The organism is Alteromonas sp. ABH4_452 (assembly GCF_056311825.1).
In genome coordinates, this window is sequence record NZ_CM149973.1 from 1533006 (window position 1) to 1556185 (window position 23180).

Here is a 23180-nt window from a genome sequence, read left to right on the forward strand (position 1 = left end):
TCGTTTACTACTTATCTAATTTGACAAAATAGTCGTAGATTTCAGGAACGTTGCCGTTACCCAAGCCGGCGTCAAAGGCTGCTTGTAAATTAGCTGATGAACCTTCAGCAATTTTCGACTCAGTACCTAAGTCTTCTACCATCTTCAAGAAATAGCCTAAATCCTTGTTGGCATTAGCAATAGAAAAGCCTAAGTCACTATTATTATCCACTGCATAGTTTTTGCAGAATTGCATAAATGGCGAGTTAGATGGACCTGCAGACATGATGTCGAAAAGCTGTTGGCGGTCAACGCCAGCGCGCTCTGCTACAGCAAAAGCTTGTGACATTGCACATACGGTGGTCATACCCATGAAGTTATTAATCAGTTTTGTAGTGTGACCTGCACCAAGCTGACCGAGGTAAAAGACATTTTCACCTTGTTCATCAAGAACTGGTTTCACTTTTTCAAACGTTTCTTTGTCGCCAGACGCCATAATATTAAGTAGGCCATCTTTCGCATGTGCAGGAGTTCGACCTAGTGGTGCATCTACCATACCTACGCCTTTGGCTGCTAAGTCTGCGCCAATTTTTCTTGTTGAAGAAGGAATAGAAGTTCCAAAATCAATAACCACGGCACCTTCTTTTAGCCCCGCCATAATGCCGTCTTCAGCATACATTACTGATTCGACAATATTCGATGTCGTTAAGCAAAGCATGACGATATCCGCGGTTTCAGCTAATTCCTTACCTGTTTTTGCAACCTTTGCGCCGCGTTCGGTGCACTTAGCCACTGCATCAGGGTTTAAGTCCATAACTGTGGTTGGAAAACCTTTGTTTAAAAGGTTTTCAACCATGTTGCCGCCCATTAGACCAAGTCCGATGAAACCAATTGATGGTTTAGACATTATCTTTTCCTCATAAGTAAAATTTCGAAGGTTAGATACAACCTCGTCACCTTTGGTATCACCTAGTCTTAAACAGATTATTGCCGAAAAGACGGCACTGAATAATCGAGAGACTATTGTTATTACCAATTTAATGTTTAAACCCTATTTCTATCTTGCCAATTTGTCAACCAATATCGCGTTGAAGGTCATTATTTTGTAAATAAATTGTAGAGGTGCGAGGGCGTCTATTTGCTAGTCACTTTAATTTACGTTCGTTTTAAATCTCTAACTCTCTAATATTTTGAGGTTTTTGTTTGCTTACTTAAGCTGTGGATGTGAAAGGGAAAGAAGTTGATTTTGTTTCTTTGAATAAACAATTCTTTTTGGAGTGGCTCAATGGATGCTGTTTTATTGGTCAAGTCAATTCTATTTCAGCAGCGATTTAGGTGTTTGAGTGGGAACGGTGGCTTTCACCATAGTTACAGTGACCACGGATTAAGGTAAGCTATAGCTCATAAAACGCAGTCGTATTGCTAACAAAAGGTACGATTAGGCTTAATTGCACTGGCACCGTAGCGTGAAGGACACGAAGTAACGCGACGTTTTAAAAGCCAGAAGTGTTAACAGATAATAGAGAATGCTTATGTCTCAACAAATAGTGATTAGCGGTGTGGGTGTTTGGCACCCAAAAGATAGTATTACCAATGAAGAACTAGTAGAAAGCTATAACGCATACGCCGACGCGTTTAACGCTGAAAACAAAACTAAAATTGAAGCAGGTGAACTAGCCGCCGTGCCTTACTCAAGTGCAGAGTTTATTGAAAAGGCGTCGGGAATTAAAAGTCGCTATATTTATCAAAAAGAGGGCGCGCTAGACATCACTCGCATGAAGCCAAAAATTGCGCCGCGAGCAGATGATGAACTTTCTCATCAGGCAGAAATTGCCGTTGAAGCAGCTAAGTTAGCTATGGCTTCAGCGAGCGTGAGTTCGGATGAAATTGATGCCGTCATTGTATCGTGTGCCTATACACAACGCGCCTATCCCGCTATCGCTATTGAAGTGCAAGAAGCACTTAGTATCGAGGGCTTTGGCTTTGATATGTTAGTCGCCTGCTCAGCAGCAACTTTCGGCATGCATCGCGCTTATGAGATGCTAAGCGCTAGAAATGCTACCCGCGTACTCGTTATCAACCCCGAGTTAGTGTCTCCTCAAATTAACTACGCAGACCGAGACAGCCACTTTATCTTTGGTGACGTAGCAACAGCGACTGTGTTAGAACTCGCTGAAACGGCTAAAAGTGAACACGTCTATGACGTGCTTAGCACTAAGGCACTGACAAAGTATTCAAATAATATTCGTTCGAATTTTGGTTATATGACCCGTGCGGAAGATGTCGATCCTTACGGTCCTGACAAGCTTTTCCACCAGGCTGGGCGCAAAGTATTTAAAGAGGTTTGCCCGATGGCTGCGGCTCATATTGAAGCGCACCTAGCAAGCCATGACATCACACCAGAAGGCGTGAAGCGTTGGTGGCTGCACCAAGCTAATATTAATATGAATACCTTAATTTGTAAGCGCTTATTAGGGCGCGATGCAGACAGAACAGAAGCGCCTATCGTACTCGATGAATACGCAAACACTGCTTCTGCCGGTTCTGTCATTGCTTTTGGTTTGAATCATGAAGACTTAGTCTCTGGCGATATCGGTGTGCTTTGCTCATTTGGCGCGGGCTATTCAATTGGTTCCTTGGTAATTCAAAAACGATAAAGGTTTAATCGGTAAAATCTCAGAGCGCAGGCTCGGCCTGCGCATCACAAAGGGCGTAAGTTAACTATTTATTTTGTGAGCCCGTTTTACCAACTCGTTGCTTTATCTAATGCGGCAATAGGACTAGGTTAACAGCTTAAATGCGGTTCTTGCTGCTACTTAGGAGTTATACAAAAAACGAGATGGAGTTTTGCAGCATCTAACATGGTCGGTATATATCGAGTGTTATCAATGTAATGATCTGCTAGCACGCAGATCTATGCCTCCTAATAATGATAATAAAGGTGAGATAAAAGGATGATTTCAGATGTAGGCTACGGGCTAAATAGTCTCGCGCACCTAGCCCTTTTATTGTTATTGCTAACAGTAAGAAAGCCAGGCGTTGCCAAGCACCTGCTTGTCGTTGCGACCGCTGCCACTTTTTTATGGTCGACAAGTTTAATTACCTCGCTGTTCGGCCCCATTTCCCTTAGCTGGCTGTTAAGCGTTGACGTTGTAAAGCAATTGGCTTGGCTTCTGTTTTTGTCTGCTTGTATTCAAACTAACTTCAGTAATATAGCTGCTGTATTAAAACGCCCCATTACGCTGATTATTGTCGCCCCAGCGCTTATCGCGCTTCTTGCACCCTATTTATTGGCAATTAACCCTGCGTGGAGCTTTCTCGTTTTAATCGTACTTTCTTTAGAAGTTCTTGTACTTTTAGAGGTTGTTTATCGGCAAGCAGGAAGAGAGCAGTGGGCCTTCAAACCTCTTATTATCTATCTTGGCGCAACAAATTTGTTCGAATTTGTAACCTACGCTAATGCGACCATGGTTAACCAAGTGGAAATTGGTTATATCGCTGCACGGGGTTATATCTACTTCTTGCTCATGCCTTTACTCGTAATATCAATTCGCCGTATTCATCACTGGGGGATAGATATATTTATATCCCGCGATGTGGTTTTACATAGCTCATTATTGCTTGTGGCGGGTGGTTACCTATTTGTCATGGCTGTGGTTGGCTATGCCATCAACTATGTCGGGGGTAACTGGGGCGCTACCGTACAAATTATCCTAGTGGTGATGTCATTCGCGTTGTTAGCCACAGTATTTTTATCGAATGCCTTTCGCACAAAAATCAAAGTTTTTATAACGAAGCATTTCTTTGCTAATCAGTTCGACTATCGCGTCGAATGGGTGAAGTTAACCCAGTGGCTAACTAGGGCCGGGGATTCGTCATCAGATGTTTATCACGCTGGGCTAACGGGCATGCTGAACGCTATTCAGTATGAATCGGGCCTGCTCTATAGGGTGAATGCAAATGGTTATGAACGTGTGGCCGAAGCATCGCCTATTACAGATATAGCCAGTGAAGCGAAAGGCAGTGCCACCTACACTACGTTAGAAACGTTAGCGCAATATAGTGATAAAAACGGTTGGATTATTGATACAGATGCTTATCTGGTGAAGCCTTTTGATTACGAAGGGTTAAAACTAGACCGCAATGCTTTAAAAGAGTGGGGCTACCAGCTCTTTGTACCTTTCTTAAAAGACGGAGGGTTATGGGGATTTGCCTTACTTGCCCCTGGAGACAAAGAAAAAATTAGTCTCAATTGGGAAGTTAAAGACTATCTTACTGCGGTCTCTGAGCAGGTAGGTACCTATATGCAGCATCATGAGGCGGCACAAGTAGTTGCTGAAAATGCACAGTTTGCTGCGTTTAACAGAATGTCTGCATTCGTACTGCACGATTTAAAAAATGTACTAGCGCAAGTGGACCTTATTTTGGCGAACGCGCAACAACATAAGCACAATCCCGAGTTTATCGACGATACATTTGAAACTTTAGAACATACTAAAGCTAGAATGGAGAAAATGTTAAAGCAACTCACAGACAAAAAGGCGGTACAGGAAGGGGTTGACGCTGAACTTTTACTCTCGGAAGTTGCCAAGGATGTGGTAAGTAGTCGTTGCTCAGGTTTAAACCCTATACCGAAAGTGCATGTGCTTAAAGAAACGGCTGTTATGGTTGATAAAGAAAAAGTAGCCAATGTCTTTTACCATTTAATCAGTAACGCGCAACAAGCAACAGGTGATGACGGTGAAGTTGATGTAGTGATAACTGCCAATTCCGACAGCAATATCCAGCTTGTCATGATAGAAGATACTGGCGTGGGGATGGAAAAAAGCTTTATTGAAGAACGTTTATTTAAACCCTTTGATACCACAAAAGGGAATGCAGGTATGGGAATAGGCGCTTACGATGCGAAAACCTATATCGAGTCTATCGGTGGTAAACTAACGGTCCAAAGTGAACCGGGACGCGGTAGCTGTTTTACGCTGCATTTTCCGATAGGATAGACAAATAATTAGAAAGTGGATCAGTACGCGACAAAAATCCACATTCCTCGGATGGATGAAGTAGATTAATAGGATGATGAAATGACCGATACCATTTTGGTAGTAGATGATGATTTAGGCATTCAAAAGCAGCTTAAATGGAGCCTTACGGATTACAATGTTGTTTTTGCTGACGATCATACTTCTGCCATTGCTCAGCTGCGTCGTTTTGAACCTAAAGTGGTTACGCTAGATTTAGGGCTTCCACCAGACCCTGCCAACGCTTCTGAGGGCTTACGAATCCTTCACGACATTATTAAGCTGGCGCCAAGAACAAAAGTCATCGTGGTCACAGGTAACAGCGATAAGCAAAATGCGCTTAAAGCCATTGATTTCGGGGCGTACGATTTTTATCAAAAGCCTATCGACTCAGACACTATTAAATTATTGGTCAATCGCGCGTTAAACCTGTCGAAACTAGAACATGAGAACAGCATTTTAGCGCGCACTCGTTCAGGTATGTCGAGGATAGTTGGCAATAGTGAAGCTATTCAAAAAGTGGTTCGTCGCGCCGAGAAAATTGCCAATACCGATATCAGTACGCTATTGCTTGGTGAAAGTGGCACCGGTAAAGAAGTGTTTGCACGCAGCATTCATGAACATAGCCCAAGAAAAGATAAACCCTTTGTGGCGATAAACTGTGCTTCTATTCCAGAAAACCTGCTTGAAAGTGAGCTGTTCGGGTATGAAAAAGGGGCATTTACAGGCGCTAATAAAACCACAGTAGGTAAGATTGAAACGGCACAGGGCGGTACGCTATTTTTAGATGAAATTGGCGATATGCCTATTGGTTTGCAAGCTAAGATGCTGCGTTTCTTGCAAGAGAGAGTGATCGAACGGGTTGGTGGGCGCAATGAAATTCCCGTTGATATACGCGTGATTTGTGCGACTCACCGAGATTTGCAAGCCATGGTCGCGCAAGAAACCTTTAGAGAAGATTTATATTATCGAGTGGGCGAAATGCCCATTATGATCCCGCCGCTACGGGAGAGGGATCAAGACATTATTCTGCTTGCTCGTACCTTCTTGAACATTTACCGCGAAGAGTTTAAAGCCAAAGCCAAGAGTTTTTCAGAAACGGCAGTCAATGCCATGTTAGCCCATAAATGGCCGGGCAACATTCGTGAGATGCAAAACAAGCTCAAGTCAGCGGTGATCATGGCTGAAGGGACGGTAATACAGCCTGATGACCTAGGGTTAATGCCAGTTGACGCCCACGATGAGCCTGAAACATTAAACTTGCGTGAAGTGCGAGAAATAGCCGAAAGTCGTGCGATACGAAGAGCATATCAAAAAGCGGACAAAAACATGTCGAAAACTGCCGAGCTGCTTGGCGTTACCCGACCAACACTTTATTCGTTAATTGATAAGTACCACATGGAAGATATTAAAAACAGTGACTAAAACGTTGTCATCATAGCTTTAGGTACTAACGCGAAAAGGATGAGATGCTTCTCACCCTTTTCATTCGCGTTATTAAACAGTCAATAGGCTTTGCTGTATATCGCTTGTTCTTATTTAACTGAGCTGAGCTAAACCGACTAGAACTGCTTTAAAAAATAAATTGGCGGTGAGGCTCAGCTAAAGCGTCGTGACCGCTAAACACGACGTCAAGTAGCACTTTATTCGGGCTCACCTCTATACATATTACGCTTCCACACACGTTACATACATGGTGCGTTTCACCGTCTGCTTGATGTAACTCGGCTAACGCGGAAGGCGCGCAGTCAATGACAAGCCTTTCTTTTTCAACTGCCATACGCAGTTTACTGGTGTCTGTCTGAGTGAGTGTCTCATCGTCGGCTTCGAACTCATCAATATGTCCAATTTCATATTGAATGGCTTGGCAACTGCAACTTCCTCTATACATATCTCATTTCCTCTACTGCTATTTATCGAGGGTGTCTGGCCATTGAATACTGGCTACGTTATTAAAAGACGTGGCAATTCTAGAACCAGGAAAGTTGAACTTAGTATCTAACAAAGTTGGGTGCGCTCTCGGTGTTTCAAGAGTTTCTATAACACCCACCCAGCCGTTTCTACCGGACAGCTTAGTTGCGTACAGCGCATAATCTACAACGGCAAACGTGCGCTTCCATGCGGTATCAAAGTCATCTTCTTTATCTGGGGGAAGGAGAGAGAAACCAATGCTACAGGTAATGTAGATAGGCTTTTCTAAACCAATATCAAAAGAAGTGCGAGCCACCATTTCCCGGCAGCGCTCTGCCAGCTCCGGTAACTCTTCTCTGTTTGATTGTCGACACACTACTAAGAATTCTTCGCCGCCCCATCGAATAATGAGATCGGTTTGCCGGAATACCTCTTTTAGGACGCCGGCAAATGCTGACAACACCTTGTCTCCCGCTATATGCCCATAGTCGTCGTTGATCCGCTTGAAGTGATCAATGTCAATAAGAAGGCAGAGTAAGTCTTGTTTAGACTTATTGGCATTTGGGTTTTGTCTTGCTGAAAATTGACTACGCCTAATTTCGCCCGGAAGCTGTGACTCCAGATAATGCCTGTTGTACAATCCGGTTAAAGGGTCACGCAAACTTACTTCCTCTAGGGTTTTGTAAGCGCGTTCTAATTCTTGGTTTTTTTCTTGTAGTGTTAAGGTTTGCTGTCTAACTTCGCGACGTAGAATAATAGTTTGTTGGCGCTGTTTGTATCGACTCCAAACTAAAAATGTGAGCAGAAGTGCAGCTAGAGATACACTCCAAAACAAGGTGGTTTGTAAGTTTTCACGCTCAGCTTGGGCAAGCACAAGTTGCTTCGACTCTTCCAGTTTTTCTAGTGTACGGGACTGACGCACAAGCTCAATTTCAGCCTGAAGCCCCTCAATGGCTGACTTGTTTTCTGAGTCGAGCAAAACTTCGCGCAACTGTTGAATGACAGATTGAATATCCAAGGCTTTTTTAAATTCACCTAAAGATACAAAAGCACTAAGCTGCAATGAAAGGAAGCTCAACTGCCCACGAATATCTCTGTTTGTACGCGCATCGATAGTACCTGTTCTCGCTTCTGTAAGTGCCAGTTCGAAATTTTGTTCTTTCATATAGGCTTGAGCGAGGGCGAGTCGGCCTTCTTTCATTAATTTTGTCTGGCCCGATGAACTTGCGAACTGTATGGCTTCTTGCAGAAGTGTTCTACCTTTAGCAACCTCGCCATTTTCAACGAATGCTTTACCCATTAGCATTTTTGCTTGTGCAATGCCACCGACGTCGTTAGTAGAAAGCAGAAGAGTAAGGCCCTCATTTATGGTTTGTATGGCTTGCTTAATGGCGCCGGACTTTAGTGACAGCTCGCCCATACGTGTTTTGATTGAGCCAAGAAGTTTAGGCGACCCCGTGCTTTGAATGCTATCGAATGCATCTTGATAGTAGGTGTGGGCCAACGTGGACTGATTAAGTAAACTATAAATTTCGCCAATGCGAAGTAGGGAATGGCTCATTTCGTTAGCCATGTTATTTTCCCGAAAGTAACGTAGCGCGTTTTTCAGTGGCTCTAACGCCGCTTCTATTTCACCTTGCTCTTGTTGGATTATGCCTAGCTCGAGATTTAATCGGGCTTTTAAAAGTTCATCGCGCTCAATTTGTGCGATAGACATAGCGCGCCTGACATAGGTTACGGCATTCGTATAATTAGACAGGTGTCGCTCTGAGGTGGCGAGCTGTAAAAGCGTTGACGCCATTTTATTGAGACGGCCTTCAAGGGTGTAACGCTCTAACGCAGCATTAAAAATGGCTTTTGATACCTCAAAGCGAGATGCGTTTTGCAGTAGCTCACCTAGTGATGAAAAGGTATCTGCAGGCATCTGCTTTTGTTGCAACGCTTGTTCTAAAAGCAAGAGCGCTGTGCTGTCCGCTTCGGCATATTTTTTAGTGTTAAGCAGGTTTTCAATCTGCCTGATTTCTGTATGAAACAGTTCGAACGCTTTTACTGACTTGCTTGATGTAAGATATACAGCAATCATCAGGGCACACACCAGCACGCGCGCTGTGTTTAATCCTCCACGGCCCATTCTATTGTATCTCCTATACGCTGTCAGAATACGCTTAATACTAAGTATCTCAATAGGCCTTTGGCCTAGCAACTTTATTATTTTGAAGGATAAAACGAATCTTATACGTATTTGGATTTATACTTTAGTTTAATATTTGCTATTTTCTTCAATCCACTCGCGAATAAGCGCTGACTTTGCTTTTCCTGTTCTATGAGCAATATCTGCAAGCTTTTCAATACACTGCGGCGTTAAGGTAAAGGTAGCGTGACGCATACCTTCCGTTTTCGCCGGTTTTCTTATTGGTGCAACGCCCTGGCTGTTTACGGTTTTAACGCAACCTTTTCTTCCTTGTTCTTCTTGTTTATCAAGTTTGCCTTGCGCATAAAGCAGCGCATCATCAATAAAATCTTCTATCGAACGAAGATTGGGCTTAGCTAACGGCTTCGACTTTTTGAGGTTGAGCAAACTCATAAGCATCCTCCAATTTGCCAGCTAATAGCTCTTCAAACAGGGTTCGTATTTCCGTGGCGGCTTTGCCCTCAGGTTCACTCTCAATCACCGATTGTCCTGATTCTTCAGAATCGTCATACATGTTTCTACTGAAGGTGACAGAGTTTAAAACAGGGATGCCGAATGAACGACACACTTCTTTTGCCTCTAAAATGCGGTTAGCGAGACTAGGAAGTGAAGGACATTGTGTAATCACAAAAGCTGCGTTCATTTTCGGGTTGACCATTTTACAAGTCGACAAAATATCTTCCATGTGAGGCACGGTTTTGAGGTCACGACGCTTAGGTCTAAGTGGGATCAGTATATGGTCAGCAACCGCCATTGATGAGCGCAATGCAAGATTGTCTTGTCCACCACAGTCGATCACTACGTAATCGTAATACTGTCGCAGACTGAGCAATTCGTTACGTATTTTGCCATATAATTGAACACAGTTAATTTCAGCAAGACGAGGGTTTGCTTTACGCTCTTGGATCCAGTCTGAGGTCGTTCGCTGCGGGTCACAATCCACCATCAATACCTTGGCACCTTTTTCAGTGCGAAGATACACTGCAATGTTCTGTGCCAAGCAGCTTTTTCCGCTACCGCCTTTTTCTCCACCAACTAAAATAATCATGGTGATAACCCTCGAATATCGCTTACGTTAAAATGTTGAGCGTTGCGGGAACCTTCATAGATAACATGACTCTCCCCGACCTCGACTAAAAGCATAGGCAGGCTAGAAGCGAGCTTCAGCATCAAAATCGATATTAACGAATGTAAGATAATACCTATTGATTTGTGACTGGACTCATTCTAGTCTTCTACTCTTAAATGAATATTTACAGTAGAAATTACCGATAAGAGGTTGTTATGTCAGAAAGTCGTTTCACTTCCAAAGAAGGCCAAAAAGTACCAAGCGTGTCGTTTCCATGTCGAGAAGGGGATGCATGGGTAACGAAAACGACCGATGAATTATTTTCTGGCAAAAATGTCGTGGTGTTCTCACTTCCAGGTGCTTTTACACCAACTTGCTCGTCCACGCATCTACCTCGTTATAACGCATTAGCAAAGAAGTTTGCGAAGCACGGTATCGACAACATAGTGTGTATCTCAGTAAACGACACTTTCGTTATGAACGCATGGGCAGCTGACCAAGAAGCCGCAAACATAACGGTGATCCCAGATGGCAACGGTGAATTTACTCACGGCATGGGCATGTTAGTAGATAAAGCGGAGCTAGGCTTTGGAAAAAGAAGCTGGCGTTACTCTATGCTTGTGAAAGATGGCGTTGTGGACAAGATGTTTATTGAGCCAGATGTTCCTGGAGACCCGTTTGAAGTGTCAGATGCAGATACTATGTTGGCTTACATTGCGCCAGAAGAGCAAACTAATGCTCCTGTGTCTATTATCACAAAACCAGGCTGCCCTTTCTGCGCTAAAGCTAAACAGTTGCTAGATGAAAAGGGTTATGAATACGAAGAAGTTGTGTTGGGCAAAGATGCCTCTCTAACAAGCTTAACGGCGATTAGTGGTCGCGAAACCGTGCCGCAAGTTTTCATTGGCGGTAAGCACATTGGTGGGTCAGACGATCTAGAGGCGTACTTTAGTTAATACTTTGTAGGTTTTAATCGGTACAAAAAACGGGAGCATGGTAAACTGCTCCCGTTTTTTATTAATTATCCGTAGCGGAGAATAATGGTGTCATCGAAGTTTTTTGTAAAAATGCTTGTAGGTATTGTTGCGCTTTTAGGTGCAAATATGGCTATAGCCGCTAATTTATCTATACCCGATACTAGCGAAATGAAAAGCAGAGGTTTTTCAGATCTGCAAAATCAGTTCAAAGCATTTTATGAAAAAGAGTGGGGGCAAACCCAGCCGTGTAGAGAAACAGCACTCAATCGCTTTTCTGTTTGCAGCAACGTATTGCGTAATGAAGGCAATGCCCCTTTCATGCTGACTAACAAATCAAGCAGCAAGGTGGCAGTGCTTATCCACGGCCTAAGTGATTCGCCATTCTTCATGCGTGAAATTGCCAATCTATTATTTGAACAGGGTTTTACCGTAGTCGTGCCGCTTCTACCTGGGCATGGTAAACGCGACGCCGGTGATGACATGTCTGACTGGGATTTAGCTGAACGCTGGCAGTCACATGTAGATGAAGTTGTCAGTTTGGCCGATAATATGGGCGATACCTTGCTTGTTGGTGGCTTTTCTACAGGTGGGGCATTAGCGGTTGAGCACTATCTTGATGAAGCTAGTAATGATGTAAACAACATCGACGGATTAATGTTATTTTCTGGTGCGCTAGCCCTGTCTGATAACGCGGAAAGCATGTCTCGAATATGGGGAATTAAGCTTTTAGCGCGAGTGATTGATGGTAGTTATCAAACCCATGGGCCTAACCCTTACAAATATCCTAACGTGGCGGGTTTAGCTGGGTTGGAATTGATGGACTTAATTAACACCATTCGCGACAAAGTCGAGGAAGGGCAGCAAATTGAAGTGCCATTATTTGCCGCTCATTCTCAAGCTGATGTCACTACGCCAATTCACGGCATAGAGCAGTTAATGGAAGCAAGTAAAGGTCCGAACACTTTTTTCGTTATCGATGAATCCTACGGGTTGTGCCACGCAGATCTAGTCGTGAATACAAGCTTGCTCAATAAAATGAATTTTAACGCAAACATGGTGAATCAGCAGGAAGAATGTGCGGTACCTAAAGCAAACCCACTGTTCTCGACAATGGGCTTGATGTTGAAAGATTATTTGTCGCAGTTTAAATAAATTACTGGGACCTGTTGACCTTTGGTGTACAACTAAGGTCAACCGGCCCTAGATTAACGATATTACCGACTGGCTTTACTGGTCGGTGACATCACGCTATTATTTCGTTGCATTGTGTGAATATATAGCACTTTTCTGAGTACAGTCTTTGAGAAAGTTTCGGTTTGGTTTAGCGCTTAAACGGTATAAATCGACGAACGCAAGTTCGTGGGTTCTTACACTGTTTTTAATGATGTCCCTTGTGTCGTCAGGTAGCGCTGTATCTATTGAACATTCATACGAACATGCCCATTCAATGTCGGTGATGACACCGCAGTCGGATTCACCTCATGCTTATCATCAAGTTCAATCACCTGAGTCTGCTAATACACATTGTCAGCAACATGAGTTGTCATCACAACATGCGGATTTAAGTGCTAAACTCAACATGAGCGAGCCTGCCCAAGTCAATGGCGTCCACGTCAGCGGTGCAGGCGTGAATACCGTAAAAGCAACGCAGATGAGCGACATGTCTTGCTGCAAAGACGAATGTAATTGCCCAACCGATCATTGTTTTAATATTAGCGCTAGTGCGCTTATCCAGCCTACAGTCGAGACCGAAATATCGGTAGCAAGAATGGCTGCCATTGCGCCTATTCTAGGGCAGAGTACACCTCCTCACTTCGGGCAGTTTCGCCCACCTAAATCACTTTTCACAGCATAGATCTATCTCGCGGATTTGCTTTGCCGCAGAGACGTTTTTGATTCAACGAGGTGTCTTTTCGTTTTGAGATATCTCTGATCTTTTATCTATGTAACGCGTGGTAAGCCTTTTTGCTAATTCTCTTTGTCAAATTTAGCGAAGAGCGGGGCAACGTCAACACGCCTTACACCTAAAAAGTGATGTTATACATGAGCAACTATTCGGTACCTAAAAAAGTGGGCACTGCCAGGCTTAATAAAATAAGGGCCTTGTTCGGTCTGTTTTTTGTCCTTTCTTCTTGTTTGATGACTAATAAACCTGCTAAGGCGCAGACTTTGAGCCTAGAACAAGCGCTGCAGCTAGCTATTGACCATGACCCTTTACTCAAAGGGAATGCACATCGAAAGGATCGCTTTAATGCAGAAGCTGAAGCGTCATCATATTGGGCAAATCCTCAGGTTTCAGCGTCTGTGCAAAACTTGCCTACCGACAGCTTCGCATTTGACCAAGAGCCAATGACGCAATTTAAAGTGGGTTTGAAGCAGCAATTACCGCGAGGCGATGAAAATTTTTACAGCCAGCAAAAGTATCAAGTTATGGCTGATCAAATGTCGGTACAGAGCCAAGCGAGAAAGGCGTGGCTTAAACGTGAAGTTACCCTTACCTGGTTAAACTGGGTCTATGCAACACGTCGCATTGGATTATTGGACAAAGAGAAATCATTGCTTACTCAGCTACTCGATTTTACTGACTCCAGATACAGTCAAGGCGTTGGTGCAGCGGCGCAGCAAGATATACTGCAAGTGCGCTTGGCATTGTTGTCTTTAGACGATAAATACGTGCAGGCATACCAACAAAGAAATGAAGCGAAATCTGCACTTTCAAAATGGTTCGGCGCACCGCTAGATGCGTCTGTAATCACGCCGCTAGATGAATCGGTAAGCGCACCGCTGGCTCAATCAACGCAAGAATCAACGCCTTCTTATCCAAAGCGTATCGAGCTCGATGCTATCTTAAACGACAGCAACCTCAACCTTTCTTCGTTCTTAACGGTTATTGAGAGCAGTGAGCCTTTTTCAATACTACAGCATCACCCCGAGGCAACATTATTTAAGATTCAAACCCAGATAGAGGCGCAAAATCTAAATATAGCGCGAGAACAAACTAAGTCTCAGTGGGCATTTGAAGCAAGCTATGGATACAGACAAGACGCGCAAAATGGCGCAAGCCGGGCTGACTTTGTGTCATTGGGTGTTCAAGTAGACCTTCCGTTTTTCAATAAGTCTCGTCAAGACGCTTCAATAGCCGCCGCGGCTTCCAAAATGAGTGCGTCTGAAACGGACTTCCGCTTGAAAGTGAACGAGCTTGCCGCGAATGCAGAGGTGCTTAAATCACGCTTGTCAGCGCTAAGTGAGCGCAAAGCGCTTTATGAAACGGCGTTAATTGGTGAAACACAGCAACTTTCTGAAGCAGAACTGACAGCTTACACCACAGACACCGGTGATATTAGTGATGTTGTCAATGCTAACCTCAAGCAAGTACAGGTGCAGGATGATTTACTCAAAATCGACATCGAGCACGCCAGAACACTGGCGTCACTTGCTTATTTGTATCTGCCATCCAACGCCCATCTTTCTCAGAGAGAGCAGTAAATATGACGTCTCTATCAAACTCTAACACTCGAACGAAAAACGCAGCTTTCAAAAGTACGCTTGTAAAAGGTTTGATTATAGGCCTACTAATTGGCGGCCTATTTACTTTTGGTCTAGTCACACTATTTACGCCTGACACATCATTTTTATCTAAGCTCGGTAGTGATGAAAGTGACCAAAGCGTAAGGAAAGCCCCTTTATATTGGGTAGCGCCTATGGATGACAGCTATCGCCGTGACAAACCGGGAAAGTCACCGATGGGAATGGACTTAGTGCCGGTATACGCCAATGACGACGCAACATCTGCGAAAAGTAATGAGCGTTCGCCTGGTACCGTAATGATTCCGCCAAATGTTCAGCACAATATGGGGGTTAAAGTCGCGCCTGTTACCATTGGAACACTTCAACAGACCGTAACGGCGGTGGGCAACGTGGCCTACGATGAAGAGAGTATTATGCACATCCACCCTAGAGTATCAGGTTGGGTCGACAGGCTTTTCATTAAATCCCAAGGTGAGCAAGTTGAAAAAGGACAGGCACTTTATACCCTGTATTCGCCAGAATTAGTTAGCGCCCAAGAAGAATTCGTTTTAGCCCTTAAGCGAAGAGACTCACGTTTAATTGAGGGCGCAGCCGAGCGCCTAAAAACTCTGGGGCTATCGAAGGGCGTTATTGATGCATTGCAAAAAACTAGACGAGTAACACAAACCGTCACATTTAACGCGCCGCAAAGCGGTGTGGTAGAAGCGCTGAATATCAGGGAAGGATTTTACGTTCAGCCCGGGACAACCTTGATGAGCATCGCGCAGCTAGATACGGTGTGGGTGATTGCTGAGGTGCCTGAAAAATACGCGCAAATCATTGCGCCTCATAATAGCGCTGTGGTTACCCTTGATGAAATGACCCATGGGTCAGGTGCTAAATGGGAAAGTCACATAGAGTATATTTATCCGTCTTTGTCAGAAACAACGCGAACCCTGAAAGTGCGCATACCGCTAAACAATAGCAACCACACGTTAAAGCCCAATATGTTTGCCCACGTTGGAATAAAGCCTACTCAACGCAAGGCGGCGTTACTGGTTCCTCGTAGTGCCGTTATTCGCACGGCTGAGGGCGCAAAAGTGGTACTCAGTGATGGCGATGGCAACTTTAAGTCAGTACGCGTAGCACTGGGGCAAAGCGATAGTACACATTTTGAAGTCGTCGAAGGCTTGTTGCCAGAGGATGATGTGGTGGTATCAGCGCAATTTTTGATTGATTCAGAGTCGTCGAAAAGCAGTGACTTTGAGCGAATGAAAGCGCCTGATGACCAGGCCACGACAACAGGTATTATTGAGGCAATTGACTTGCCGGCTGACGCCGAAACGAATGGCGCTTCGAATAACGCAAAGTTAGTGATCGCTCGCGGACCGATTGAAAAATGGGGACGGGGACCTGCGACAATGTCATTTGCGGTATCAAAGCATATTGACTTATCTCAGTTCAAAGAAGGTGACAACATCATGTTCACCTTTGTGACTGGCGAAGATTTCACGGTTATTGATATGCGAAAGCGCAGTGAACATGCAATGGGCAATGACATGGTGCATGACTCAGGTCACAGCAATCATAAACATGATGCAGGCAATCTGAAGGGCGACGGAGAGCAAAGCGATGCTTATGAGTCCACAGTTCATAAGTCAATGGCTCATAAATCTATGGAGCATAAATCAATAGAGCATAAGTCGGCAGAACAAAAATCGATAAATCATAAGGAGCATATGCACCATGATTGAATCGGTTATTCGCTGGTCGGTAAACAATAGAATACTGGTATTGCTGAGCGCTATTATGCTCAGTATTGCGGGTGTCTGGGCGGTGAAAAATACCCCCGTTGATGCTATCCCTGATTTATCTGATGTCCAAGTTATAGTGAAAGTAAGCTATCCCGGTCAGTCGCCACAAGTGGTGGAAGATCAGGTGACCTTTCCACTTACATCTGCGCTAATGTCAGTGCCTGGCGCACAGACGGTGCGAGGGTATTCATTCTTCGGCGATGCCTACGTATATATTATCTTTGATGATAATACAGACATGTATTGGGCTCGAAGTCGCGTTCTGGAATACCTAAGTCAGGCGTCTTCGCAACTTCCAGAAGGCGTGACACCTCAGTTAGGTCCAGATGCGACAGGGGTAGGTTGGGTTTACATTTATGCGTTGGAGAACGATGCTAGTCAGCCAAATGCGCTAGATGCTGGTGAGTTAAGGGCGTTGCAAGACTGGTTCTTGAAGTTTGAGCTACAGTCAGTTGAAGGCGTATCTGAAGTTGCGTCTGTTGGAGGGATGGTTAAACAATACCAAGTTATTGTCGACCCTGAAAAATTACGTGCCTATAACATTCAGCCATCTATGATAGAAATTGCCCTTAAACGGGGTAACCGCGCGTCAGGCGCTTCGGTTATTGAAATGGCCGAGGCAGAGTACATGGTTAGTGCGCAAAGCTACATTCAGGGCATTGACGACATACTGGCGTTGCCCACAGGTGTTATAAAAGACGGCGTTAGCATAACGATTAACGATGTAGCTCAAGTGGTAGAAAGCCCGTTGATGCGCCGCGGTATTGCTGAACTAAACGGGAATGGCGAAACCGTGGGTGGCATTATAGTGATGCGCTATGGCGAAAACGCAAAGGCCACTATCGATGCGGTTAAAGCTAAGCTGGATTCACTAAAAGCGAGCTTGCCGGAAGGGGTGAACATAGTCCCCGTTTACGACCGCTCCACCCTTATTAATAAGTCCGTCGATACCCTCACCAATAAGCTAGTAGAGGAATTGGTGGTTGTCGGTTTGGTGTGCGCTATCTTCTTGTTTCACATACGTTCATCTATGGTTGCGCTAATCAGTTTGCCTATTGGTATTCTCGCCGCCTTTATCGTAATGAAGCTGCAGGGACTTAATGCCAACATCATGTCTTTAGGTGGCATTGCTATCGCTATTGGTGCAATGGTGGATGGCGCTATTGTTGTGGTTGAAAATTTACACAAGCACATTCATCAGCATGCTGCTTTTTTAAGTCAAGGGGGCTCAGCAAGTCAGGAAGCCTCAGCGAGTCAAAGGGATTCAGCAAGTCAAAAGGGGTCAGGGAGTGCCCAGTCGCGAACATCTATACCAACCTTTGCGCCAACATCTGCAAAGCTTTCGGCTGCCAAACGTTGGGAACTGGTGATTAAGTCGACCACCGAAGTTGGCCCAGCTTTATTCTTTGCGCTCCTAATTATAACCGTATCCTTTATTCCTGTTTTTGCGTTAGAAGCGCAAGAAGGGCGTCTTTTTGCGCCTCTTGCCTTTACCAAAACCTATGCCATGGCAGCAGCTGCGGCGCTGGCAATTACTTTAGTTCCTGTGCTGGCGGGTTATTTTGTACGCGGAAAAATACGATCTGAAGCCCAGAACCCGGTAAATAGAGCTTTAGAGCGCGTATATCAACCATTGCTGACGCGGTTGCTTAACTACCCAATGCTCACTTTGGCGGGAGCATTTTGCTTGTTGCTTTCAATGTACTGGCCGTTAAGCCAACTAGGTAGCGAATTTATGCCCGAACTGGACGAAGGCGATTTGATGTATATGCCTACAACCTACCCGGGTATTTCAGTGGGTAAAGCCAGAGAGCTTTTACAGCAGACGGACAAGCTTATTGCAACCTTGCCCGAGGTTGAAACGGTATTCGGGAAAATTGGACGGGCGGATACGGCCACAGACCCTGCACCATTGACCATGATTGAAACCTTCATTCAGCTTAAACCCAAAGCACAGTGGAGGGAGGGCATGTCCACTGAAAAGCTCAAAGAAGAGCTTAACGCTCTGGTGCAATTTCCTGGGCTGACCAATGCGTGGGTCATGCCAATTAAAACCCGCATCGACATGTTGGCAACCGGGATAAAAACACCGGTTGGGATCAAGATTGCGGGGCCTGACCTTGCGGGCATTGAAGCCATCGGAAAGGATATAGAGACACTGCTTAAAGACCTGCCAAACACAGCATCAGTATATGCTGAGCGGGTGGTTGGTGGTCGTTATGTTTATATCGATATCGACAGGCAGTTGGCGGCGCGTTACGGCATGACGATAGACGATGTTCACAGTATTCTAGCTTCGGCAGTGGGCGGCAAAGTGGTTACGCAGTCAGTGGAAGGGCGTGAGCGTTTTCCTATCGCCATGCGTTTTTTACAGCACTACCGCGATACGCCTGAATCTTTAGCATCCATGTCTTTTGTCACGCCAAGCGGTGTCCACATTACCCTTGGCGATGTCGCGACCCTGCGTATTGACGACGGGCCGGCGGGGATTAAAAGCGAAAATGCCCGATTAAATGGATGGGTATACATTGATATCTCCTCAGACTCGGCCACAGGTATTGACTTAGGGGGCTATGTAGATAGCGCGAAACGTCATTTGTCACAGCACCTTGATTTACCCACTGGATACTCCATTACGTGGGCGGGGCAGTTTGCTTACCTTGAGCGCGCAAAGGCAAAACTGTCGGTGGTTATACCGCTAACGTTAGCCATTATCTGCCTTTTGCTTTATCTGGCATTTAAGCGCCTTCGCGATGTGGCACTCATACTCGCTACCTTACCGTTGGCGCTGGTGGGCAGTGTATGGTTGCTTTACCTTCTTAACTTCAATCTGTCGGTGGCGGTAGGTGTTGGGTTTATTGCCTTAGCAGGTGTAGCGGTAGAAATAGGCGTTATCATGCTGGTCTATCTAAACCAATATGTATCAGAAGCACTTAGGAGCCACGCAACAGAAGATGGCAACACTAAAAAAGATGCGCTTGTTAAAACGGCTATTGTCCATGCTGCCTCGGCAAGGCTTCGCCCAGTCATGATGACATCACTTTCTATTATTGTGGGCTTGTTGCCTGTGCTTTATGCCACTGGAACCGGTAGTGAGGTGATGCAGCGAATTGCGGCGCCTATGGTAGGCGGTATGGCGAGTGCACTGGTACTAACGCTGTTGGTATTGCCAAGCGCGTTTTACTTAATTGTGTCACGCAAAAGATAATAGAATTGAACGTGCGATACAGTACAAAAAGAATAGGGAAGCGATAACACGCTTCCCTACGCTTCATTTTTAAAGCGTTGCGCGACTAGTGCGCTGCCGCGTGATCTTTAGCATAACCTTCCGCATGCTCTTCCGCATAGTCTTCTACCTGCTGCCAAACGCGTAAAAGGTTTCCACTCAATATCTTTTCAATGTCGGCACGGCTATAGCCTCTATCCAGCAGTCCTTGTACTAGGTTTGGAAAACTCGCTACGTCTTTAAGTCCAATGGGTAATGAGTCACCTACACCGTCATAGTCTGAACCAATACCTACATGATCAACACCAATCAGTTTTACCACGTGGTCGATATGGTCAAGCACTTCATCAAGGGTTGAATAAGGGTAAGGTACTTTTTCACGGTAGCTTTCTTCGAAGTTCTCTAGCTTAGGACTATCTTCGCCTTCTTTTTCAATCAGCGCCTTGCGCGCAGCCGTAAGCCCTCTGCGCCACTTGCCGGCTTCTTTAGACACAAAACTTGAACCAAAGTTAATCATAATTACACCGCCATTTTCGCCGAGTTTTTTGATCATCTCGTCATCCATGTTGCGCTCAAAGCCAGGTGTAAACCGGCGCAGTGAAGAGTGCGATGCTATAACTGGCACCTTTGTTAGCTCGATAACCTGATAAAAAGCGTCATCAGAAACATGAGAAATATCTAACATGATACCGATATTATTCATCTCGCCTACTAAGTCTTTGCCAAATGGGCTTAAGCCTTTCCATTTTCTACGCAGATCATACGAAGAGTCAGAGATGTGATTAGCCTGGCTGTGAGCAAGGGTTATGTAACGGATGCCGCGCTCGTAAAAAGCCGTTAGATTCGCCAAATCACCTTGAATAGGAGAACCATTTTCCATACCCATTGGCAGTGAAATTAACCCTTTTTCAAATTGGGCTTTTACGTCAGAAGGGCTTTTAGCAATGGCAAATTTATCTGGTGCGCGGGCAACAATGGCTTCTACTGAATCGATGAGCTCATGGGCAAGTTGGGTAGATTCAGGCGAATTGTCCAAGCTGGCAGGTACATAAATACTCATAAAGGGGGAGTTTAGGCCGCCAGAAACTGCGCGAGGGTAGTCAAAGTCTCCACCTTCAGTAGCTTTAGTAACATCCACCCACTTTTCCTTTACGCGATAGGGAACGTCGATGTGACCATCTACAATAATGGTTTCTTGTGCGATCGTGATAGCTTTTTCAGATGCTGAATAAGTTGAGCTCTTAGCAAGAGAAGAGTGTGAAGCAAAAAGCGCAGAGATAAGTAATACGCAAGTAGAGAGTGGGAAGCGCCCCTTCATAGAAAATCCTTATTTTGTTTTTTTGTCGCTTAGGTCAACAACCGCTAACTAAGTAGCAATACGAGACTAAAGGATAATGCACACCGCGACAATAGACTTTTACTTGCTATGCATTTACCTCAGATTGAACACGTACATCCCTAAATTAGTCGATATTGCTCATTTTTAGAGCGCTTGTGCTTGTTTACCTCAAGTTTACATTGCAATAAAAATTTAAAACTTGTTATGGTGAAGACTGCGTGACTTCATTGCGCGAATACGGGATACTCCCAAGCGCTCCGCCAATTATCGATGACTACTAAGCATCAGCGCGGCCGACGTAATTTTTTAGTGGCACCCGCTCTTCTCACATAATTAAGCCGGGGCCACAGCTAACAAGTATGAGAAATAAATATGGCTATTAATTTTGTACCGCTAGATAAAGAAAAGCATAAAGACCTAAAGGTTGCGGTAAACACATCTTTCAGCTTCGCGAAAAACACACACCTTGCAGCAGCAACTATCCGTGAATTTGCACAACTTGCTGCAACAATGCCGCTAGTGTTCATTGAAGACACTGCATCTAAGCGTCATCACGTTGTCACTATGCTTGGTATGGAGCAAGGTCAAAACCTTTTCCTAACTGGCGACAGCTGGAAAGGTCCTCACGTTCCAATGAACATCCTTCGCTACCCGTTTGACGTACGTCCAGACGGCGATAAGCTTGGGGTTTATATTGATGAAAATTCTGACCTAATTTCTGATGAAGGCCAAGCTCTATTCACTGAAGCTGGTGAAGCCAGTGAATTCCTTGATAGCCGTCAGAAGTTCCTAGCAGACCTTGCTAATAGTGAAATGCTAACACAGCGTTTTGTAGCAAAAGTTGTTGAACTAGACCTTCTTGATCCAATTCAAATTCGCCTTACTTATCAAGACGGTAAGCAGCGCAATGTTACAGGCATGATGAGCATTAACGAGAAGAAACTTCTTGAGCTGCCTGAAGAGCAAGTACTTGAGCTACACAAACAAGGCTTCCTAGGTGCAATTTATGCGGTAATGATGTCAGTGGGTCAGCTTAATCGTCTTGTTGAGCTTTCAAACGATACAGATAACCCAATTCGCAACATGCAGCTTTCTGCTGTCAAAGCGGAAGAAGCGCCAGCGGAAGCGACGCCAAACGCGTAATCGCTCCTTCATTTTTTAAGTTTAAAAGCCCGCAAAGTTGCGGGTTTTTTTGTACCTTGCATTTACGTTCAGACTTCGTCATGTTTCGTTCAGAAACCGTTAAGTTTTAATACTTTATCTTACACATCGTTCCCAACACATTTTTTAAGGACAAAAGACATGAACATCAAATCTAATAAACTTTCAACAACGCTAACTGCACTGTCACTCATTACGGCTTCAGTATTTTCAGTCTCAGCAGTACATGCCGCTACACAAAACGAAGTACAAGTTACCGCTGTCGATTTTGAAGGGGTAGATGATAACCTCTACGGTGCTAGATATGTGCGCTACCTTGACGAGGTGAGTGGCGATAGCGGCGCTTACCTTATTAATCCTTATCTACAGCGCGTATCAAGTCTGTCTGGTGGATACGCTAATTTAGACGGTATCGACGTGTTTAACTTAGGTACAACTTTCTATTTCGACGATACGTGGATGCTAGCCATCGAAGGCGCCCACAGTAAATTTGACGACGACTTTGGTGATGAGGATTACACCAATATCGATTTAAAAGTAGGGTTTAACTTATCACGCCAATGGCAAATAGGCGCAGGTGTCATCTATCAGCGTGCCACGTACGACTTTAATGCCGGTGGAGAAAGTTACAGCGAAAGTGAGAATGAAACTTCACCTCTTGTCTTCACACGCTACACCACAGTAGGCAATGGAGGGACCGGTTGGGACTTCACTGCTCAATACATTGCCGATGATGTTGATGTATTATCTGGAAGTGCACGATACTTCTTTAGCCCAGGTCTAAGTGTTCAAGGCAGCTATAGCTACACCAATGCGCCAGACGGCTTTGACAACTTAAAAACTGTAGGGGTGGCTTTAGATTACTGGGTGAATGAACAATTCTCAGTAGCGGCAAGCTATGAAACAGATATTGATAGCGATATCGAAAGCGACGTAGCGTCGCTCACAGCTTCTTACCGTTTTTAAAGGTAGTTCAGCCATCAGCTAT

The 23180-nt window shown here is 44.7% G+C and carries 17 protein-coding genes; 11 read left to right on the forward strand and 6 right to left on the reverse strand.

What is annotated here, in order from left to right; translation table 11 throughout:
• Positions 1-7: 7 nt before the first annotated feature.
• Entirely contained in the window at positions 8-886 is an 879-nt protein-coding gene (locus tag ACYX4N_RS06570; protein WP_476055997.1) for an NAD(P)-dependent oxidoreductase, read from the reverse strand.
• Positions 887-1511: 625 nt separating this feature from the next.
• Between ACYX4N_RS06570 and ACYX4N_RS06575 the strand changes: the two genes are divergently transcribed.
• The 3 genes from ACYX4N_RS06575 (at position 1512) to prsR (ending at position 6422) form a co-directional block, all read left to right on the forward strand.
• Positions 1512-2636, forward strand: a complete 1125-nt coding sequence (locus ACYX4N_RS06575) for a beta-ketoacyl-ACP synthase III (RefSeq protein WP_476055998.1) — start codon at positions 1512-1514, stop codon at positions 2634-2636.
• Between the two features lie 297 nt (positions 2637-2933).
• Positions 2934-4979 carry an XrtA/PEP-CTERM system histidine kinase PrsK gene (gene prsK / locus ACYX4N_RS06580; RefSeq protein ID WP_474805334.1) on the forward strand — a complete coding sequence of 682 codons (2046 nt, stop codon included), beginning with the start codon at positions 2934-2936 and terminating at the stop codon, positions 4977-4979.
• Positions 4980-5060: 81 nt separating this feature from the next.
• A complete protein-coding gene (gene prsR / locus ACYX4N_RS06585; protein ID WP_179984289.1) occupies positions 5061-6422 on the forward strand; it encodes a PEP-CTERM-box response regulator transcription factor in 1362 nt (453 codons plus the stop codon).
• 148 nt (positions 6423-6570) lie between these two features.
• Here the strand turns inward: prsR and ACYX4N_RS06590 are convergent, their stop codons facing one another.
• From ACYX4N_RS06590 to ACYX4N_RS06605, 4 genes are all read right to left on the reverse strand, one after another.
• Positions 6571-6888 (reverse strand): GFA family protein, encoded by a 318-nt coding sequence (locus ACYX4N_RS06590; protein WP_476055999.1) that lies wholly within the window; start codon positions 6886-6888, stop codon positions 6571-6573.
• Positions 6889-6906: 18 nt separating this feature from the next.
• Entirely contained in the window at positions 6907-9039 is a 2133-nt protein-coding gene (locus ACYX4N_RS06595; protein ID WP_476056000.1) for a tetratricopeptide repeat-containing diguanylate cyclase, read from the reverse strand.
• 129 nt (positions 9040-9168) lie between these two features.
• A complete protein-coding gene (locus tag ACYX4N_RS06600; protein ID WP_476056001.1) occupies positions 9169-9492 on the reverse strand; it encodes a replication protein RepA in 324 nt (107 codons plus the stop codon).
• A complete protein-coding gene (locus tag ACYX4N_RS06605; RefSeq protein WP_474854982.1) occupies positions 9452-10147 on the reverse strand; it encodes an AAA family ATPase in 696 nt (231 codons plus the stop codon). The genes ACYX4N_RS06600 and ACYX4N_RS06605 overlap by 41 nt, the downstream gene beginning before the upstream one ends.
• A gap of 236 nt (positions 10148-10383) precedes the next feature.
• Between ACYX4N_RS06605 and ACYX4N_RS06610 the strand changes: the two genes are divergently transcribed.
• The 6 genes from ACYX4N_RS06610 (at position 10384) to ACYX4N_RS06635 (ending at position 19674) form a co-directional block, all read left to right on the forward strand.
• Positions 10384-11124 carry a glutathione peroxidase gene (locus ACYX4N_RS06610; protein WP_474805338.1) on the forward strand — a complete coding sequence of 247 codons (741 nt, stop codon included), beginning with the start codon at positions 10384-10386 and terminating at the stop codon, positions 11122-11124.
• Positions 11125-11208: 84 nt separating this feature from the next.
• Positions 11209-12297, forward strand: a complete 1089-nt coding sequence (locus tag ACYX4N_RS06615) for an alpha/beta hydrolase (protein WP_476056002.1) — start codon at positions 11209-11211, stop codon at positions 12295-12297.
• A gap of 232 nt (positions 12298-12529) precedes the next feature.
• Positions 12530-13000, forward strand: a complete 471-nt coding sequence (locus tag ACYX4N_RS06620; protein WP_476056424.1) for a hypothetical protein — start codon at positions 12530-12532, stop codon at positions 12998-13000.
• Between the two features lie 314 nt (positions 13001-13314).
• On the forward strand, positions 13315-14631 hold the full coding sequence (locus tag ACYX4N_RS06625) for a TolC family protein (RefSeq protein WP_476056003.1): 1317 nt from the start codon (positions 13315-13317) through the stop codon (positions 14629-14631).
• Positions 14632-14633: 2 nt separating this feature from the next.
• Positions 14634-16406 carry an efflux RND transporter periplasmic adaptor subunit gene (locus tag ACYX4N_RS06630; protein WP_476056004.1) on the forward strand — a complete coding sequence of 591 codons (1773 nt, stop codon included), beginning with the start codon at positions 14634-14636 and terminating at the stop codon, positions 16404-16406.
• Positions 16399-19674 (forward strand): efflux RND transporter permease subunit, encoded by a 3276-nt coding sequence (locus tag ACYX4N_RS06635; protein ID WP_476056005.1) that lies wholly within the window; start codon positions 16399-16401, stop codon positions 19672-19674. The genes ACYX4N_RS06630 and ACYX4N_RS06635 overlap by 8 nt, the downstream gene beginning before the upstream one ends.
• 85 nt (positions 19675-19759) lie before the next feature.
• On the opposite strand, the gene ACYX4N_RS06640 is transcribed toward ACYX4N_RS06635, so the two are convergent.
• Positions 19760-21010 carry a dipeptidase gene (locus ACYX4N_RS06640; RefSeq protein ID WP_476056006.1) on the reverse strand — a complete coding sequence of 417 codons (1251 nt, stop codon included), beginning with the start codon at positions 21008-21010 and terminating at the stop codon, positions 19760-19762.
• Between the two features lie 393 nt (positions 21011-21403).
• On the opposite strand from ACYX4N_RS06640, the gene ACYX4N_RS06645 reads away from it, so the two are divergent.
• A complete protein-coding gene (locus tag ACYX4N_RS06645; protein WP_474805345.1) occupies positions 21404-22174 on the forward strand; it encodes a SapC family protein in 771 nt (256 codons plus the stop codon).
• A gap of 159 nt (positions 22175-22333) precedes the next feature.
• Positions 22334-23158 carry a hypothetical protein gene (locus ACYX4N_RS06650; RefSeq protein ID WP_474854996.1) on the forward strand — a complete coding sequence of 275 codons (825 nt, stop codon included), beginning with the start codon at positions 22334-22336 and terminating at the stop codon, positions 23156-23158.
• Positions 23159-23180: the final 22 nt, after the last annotated feature.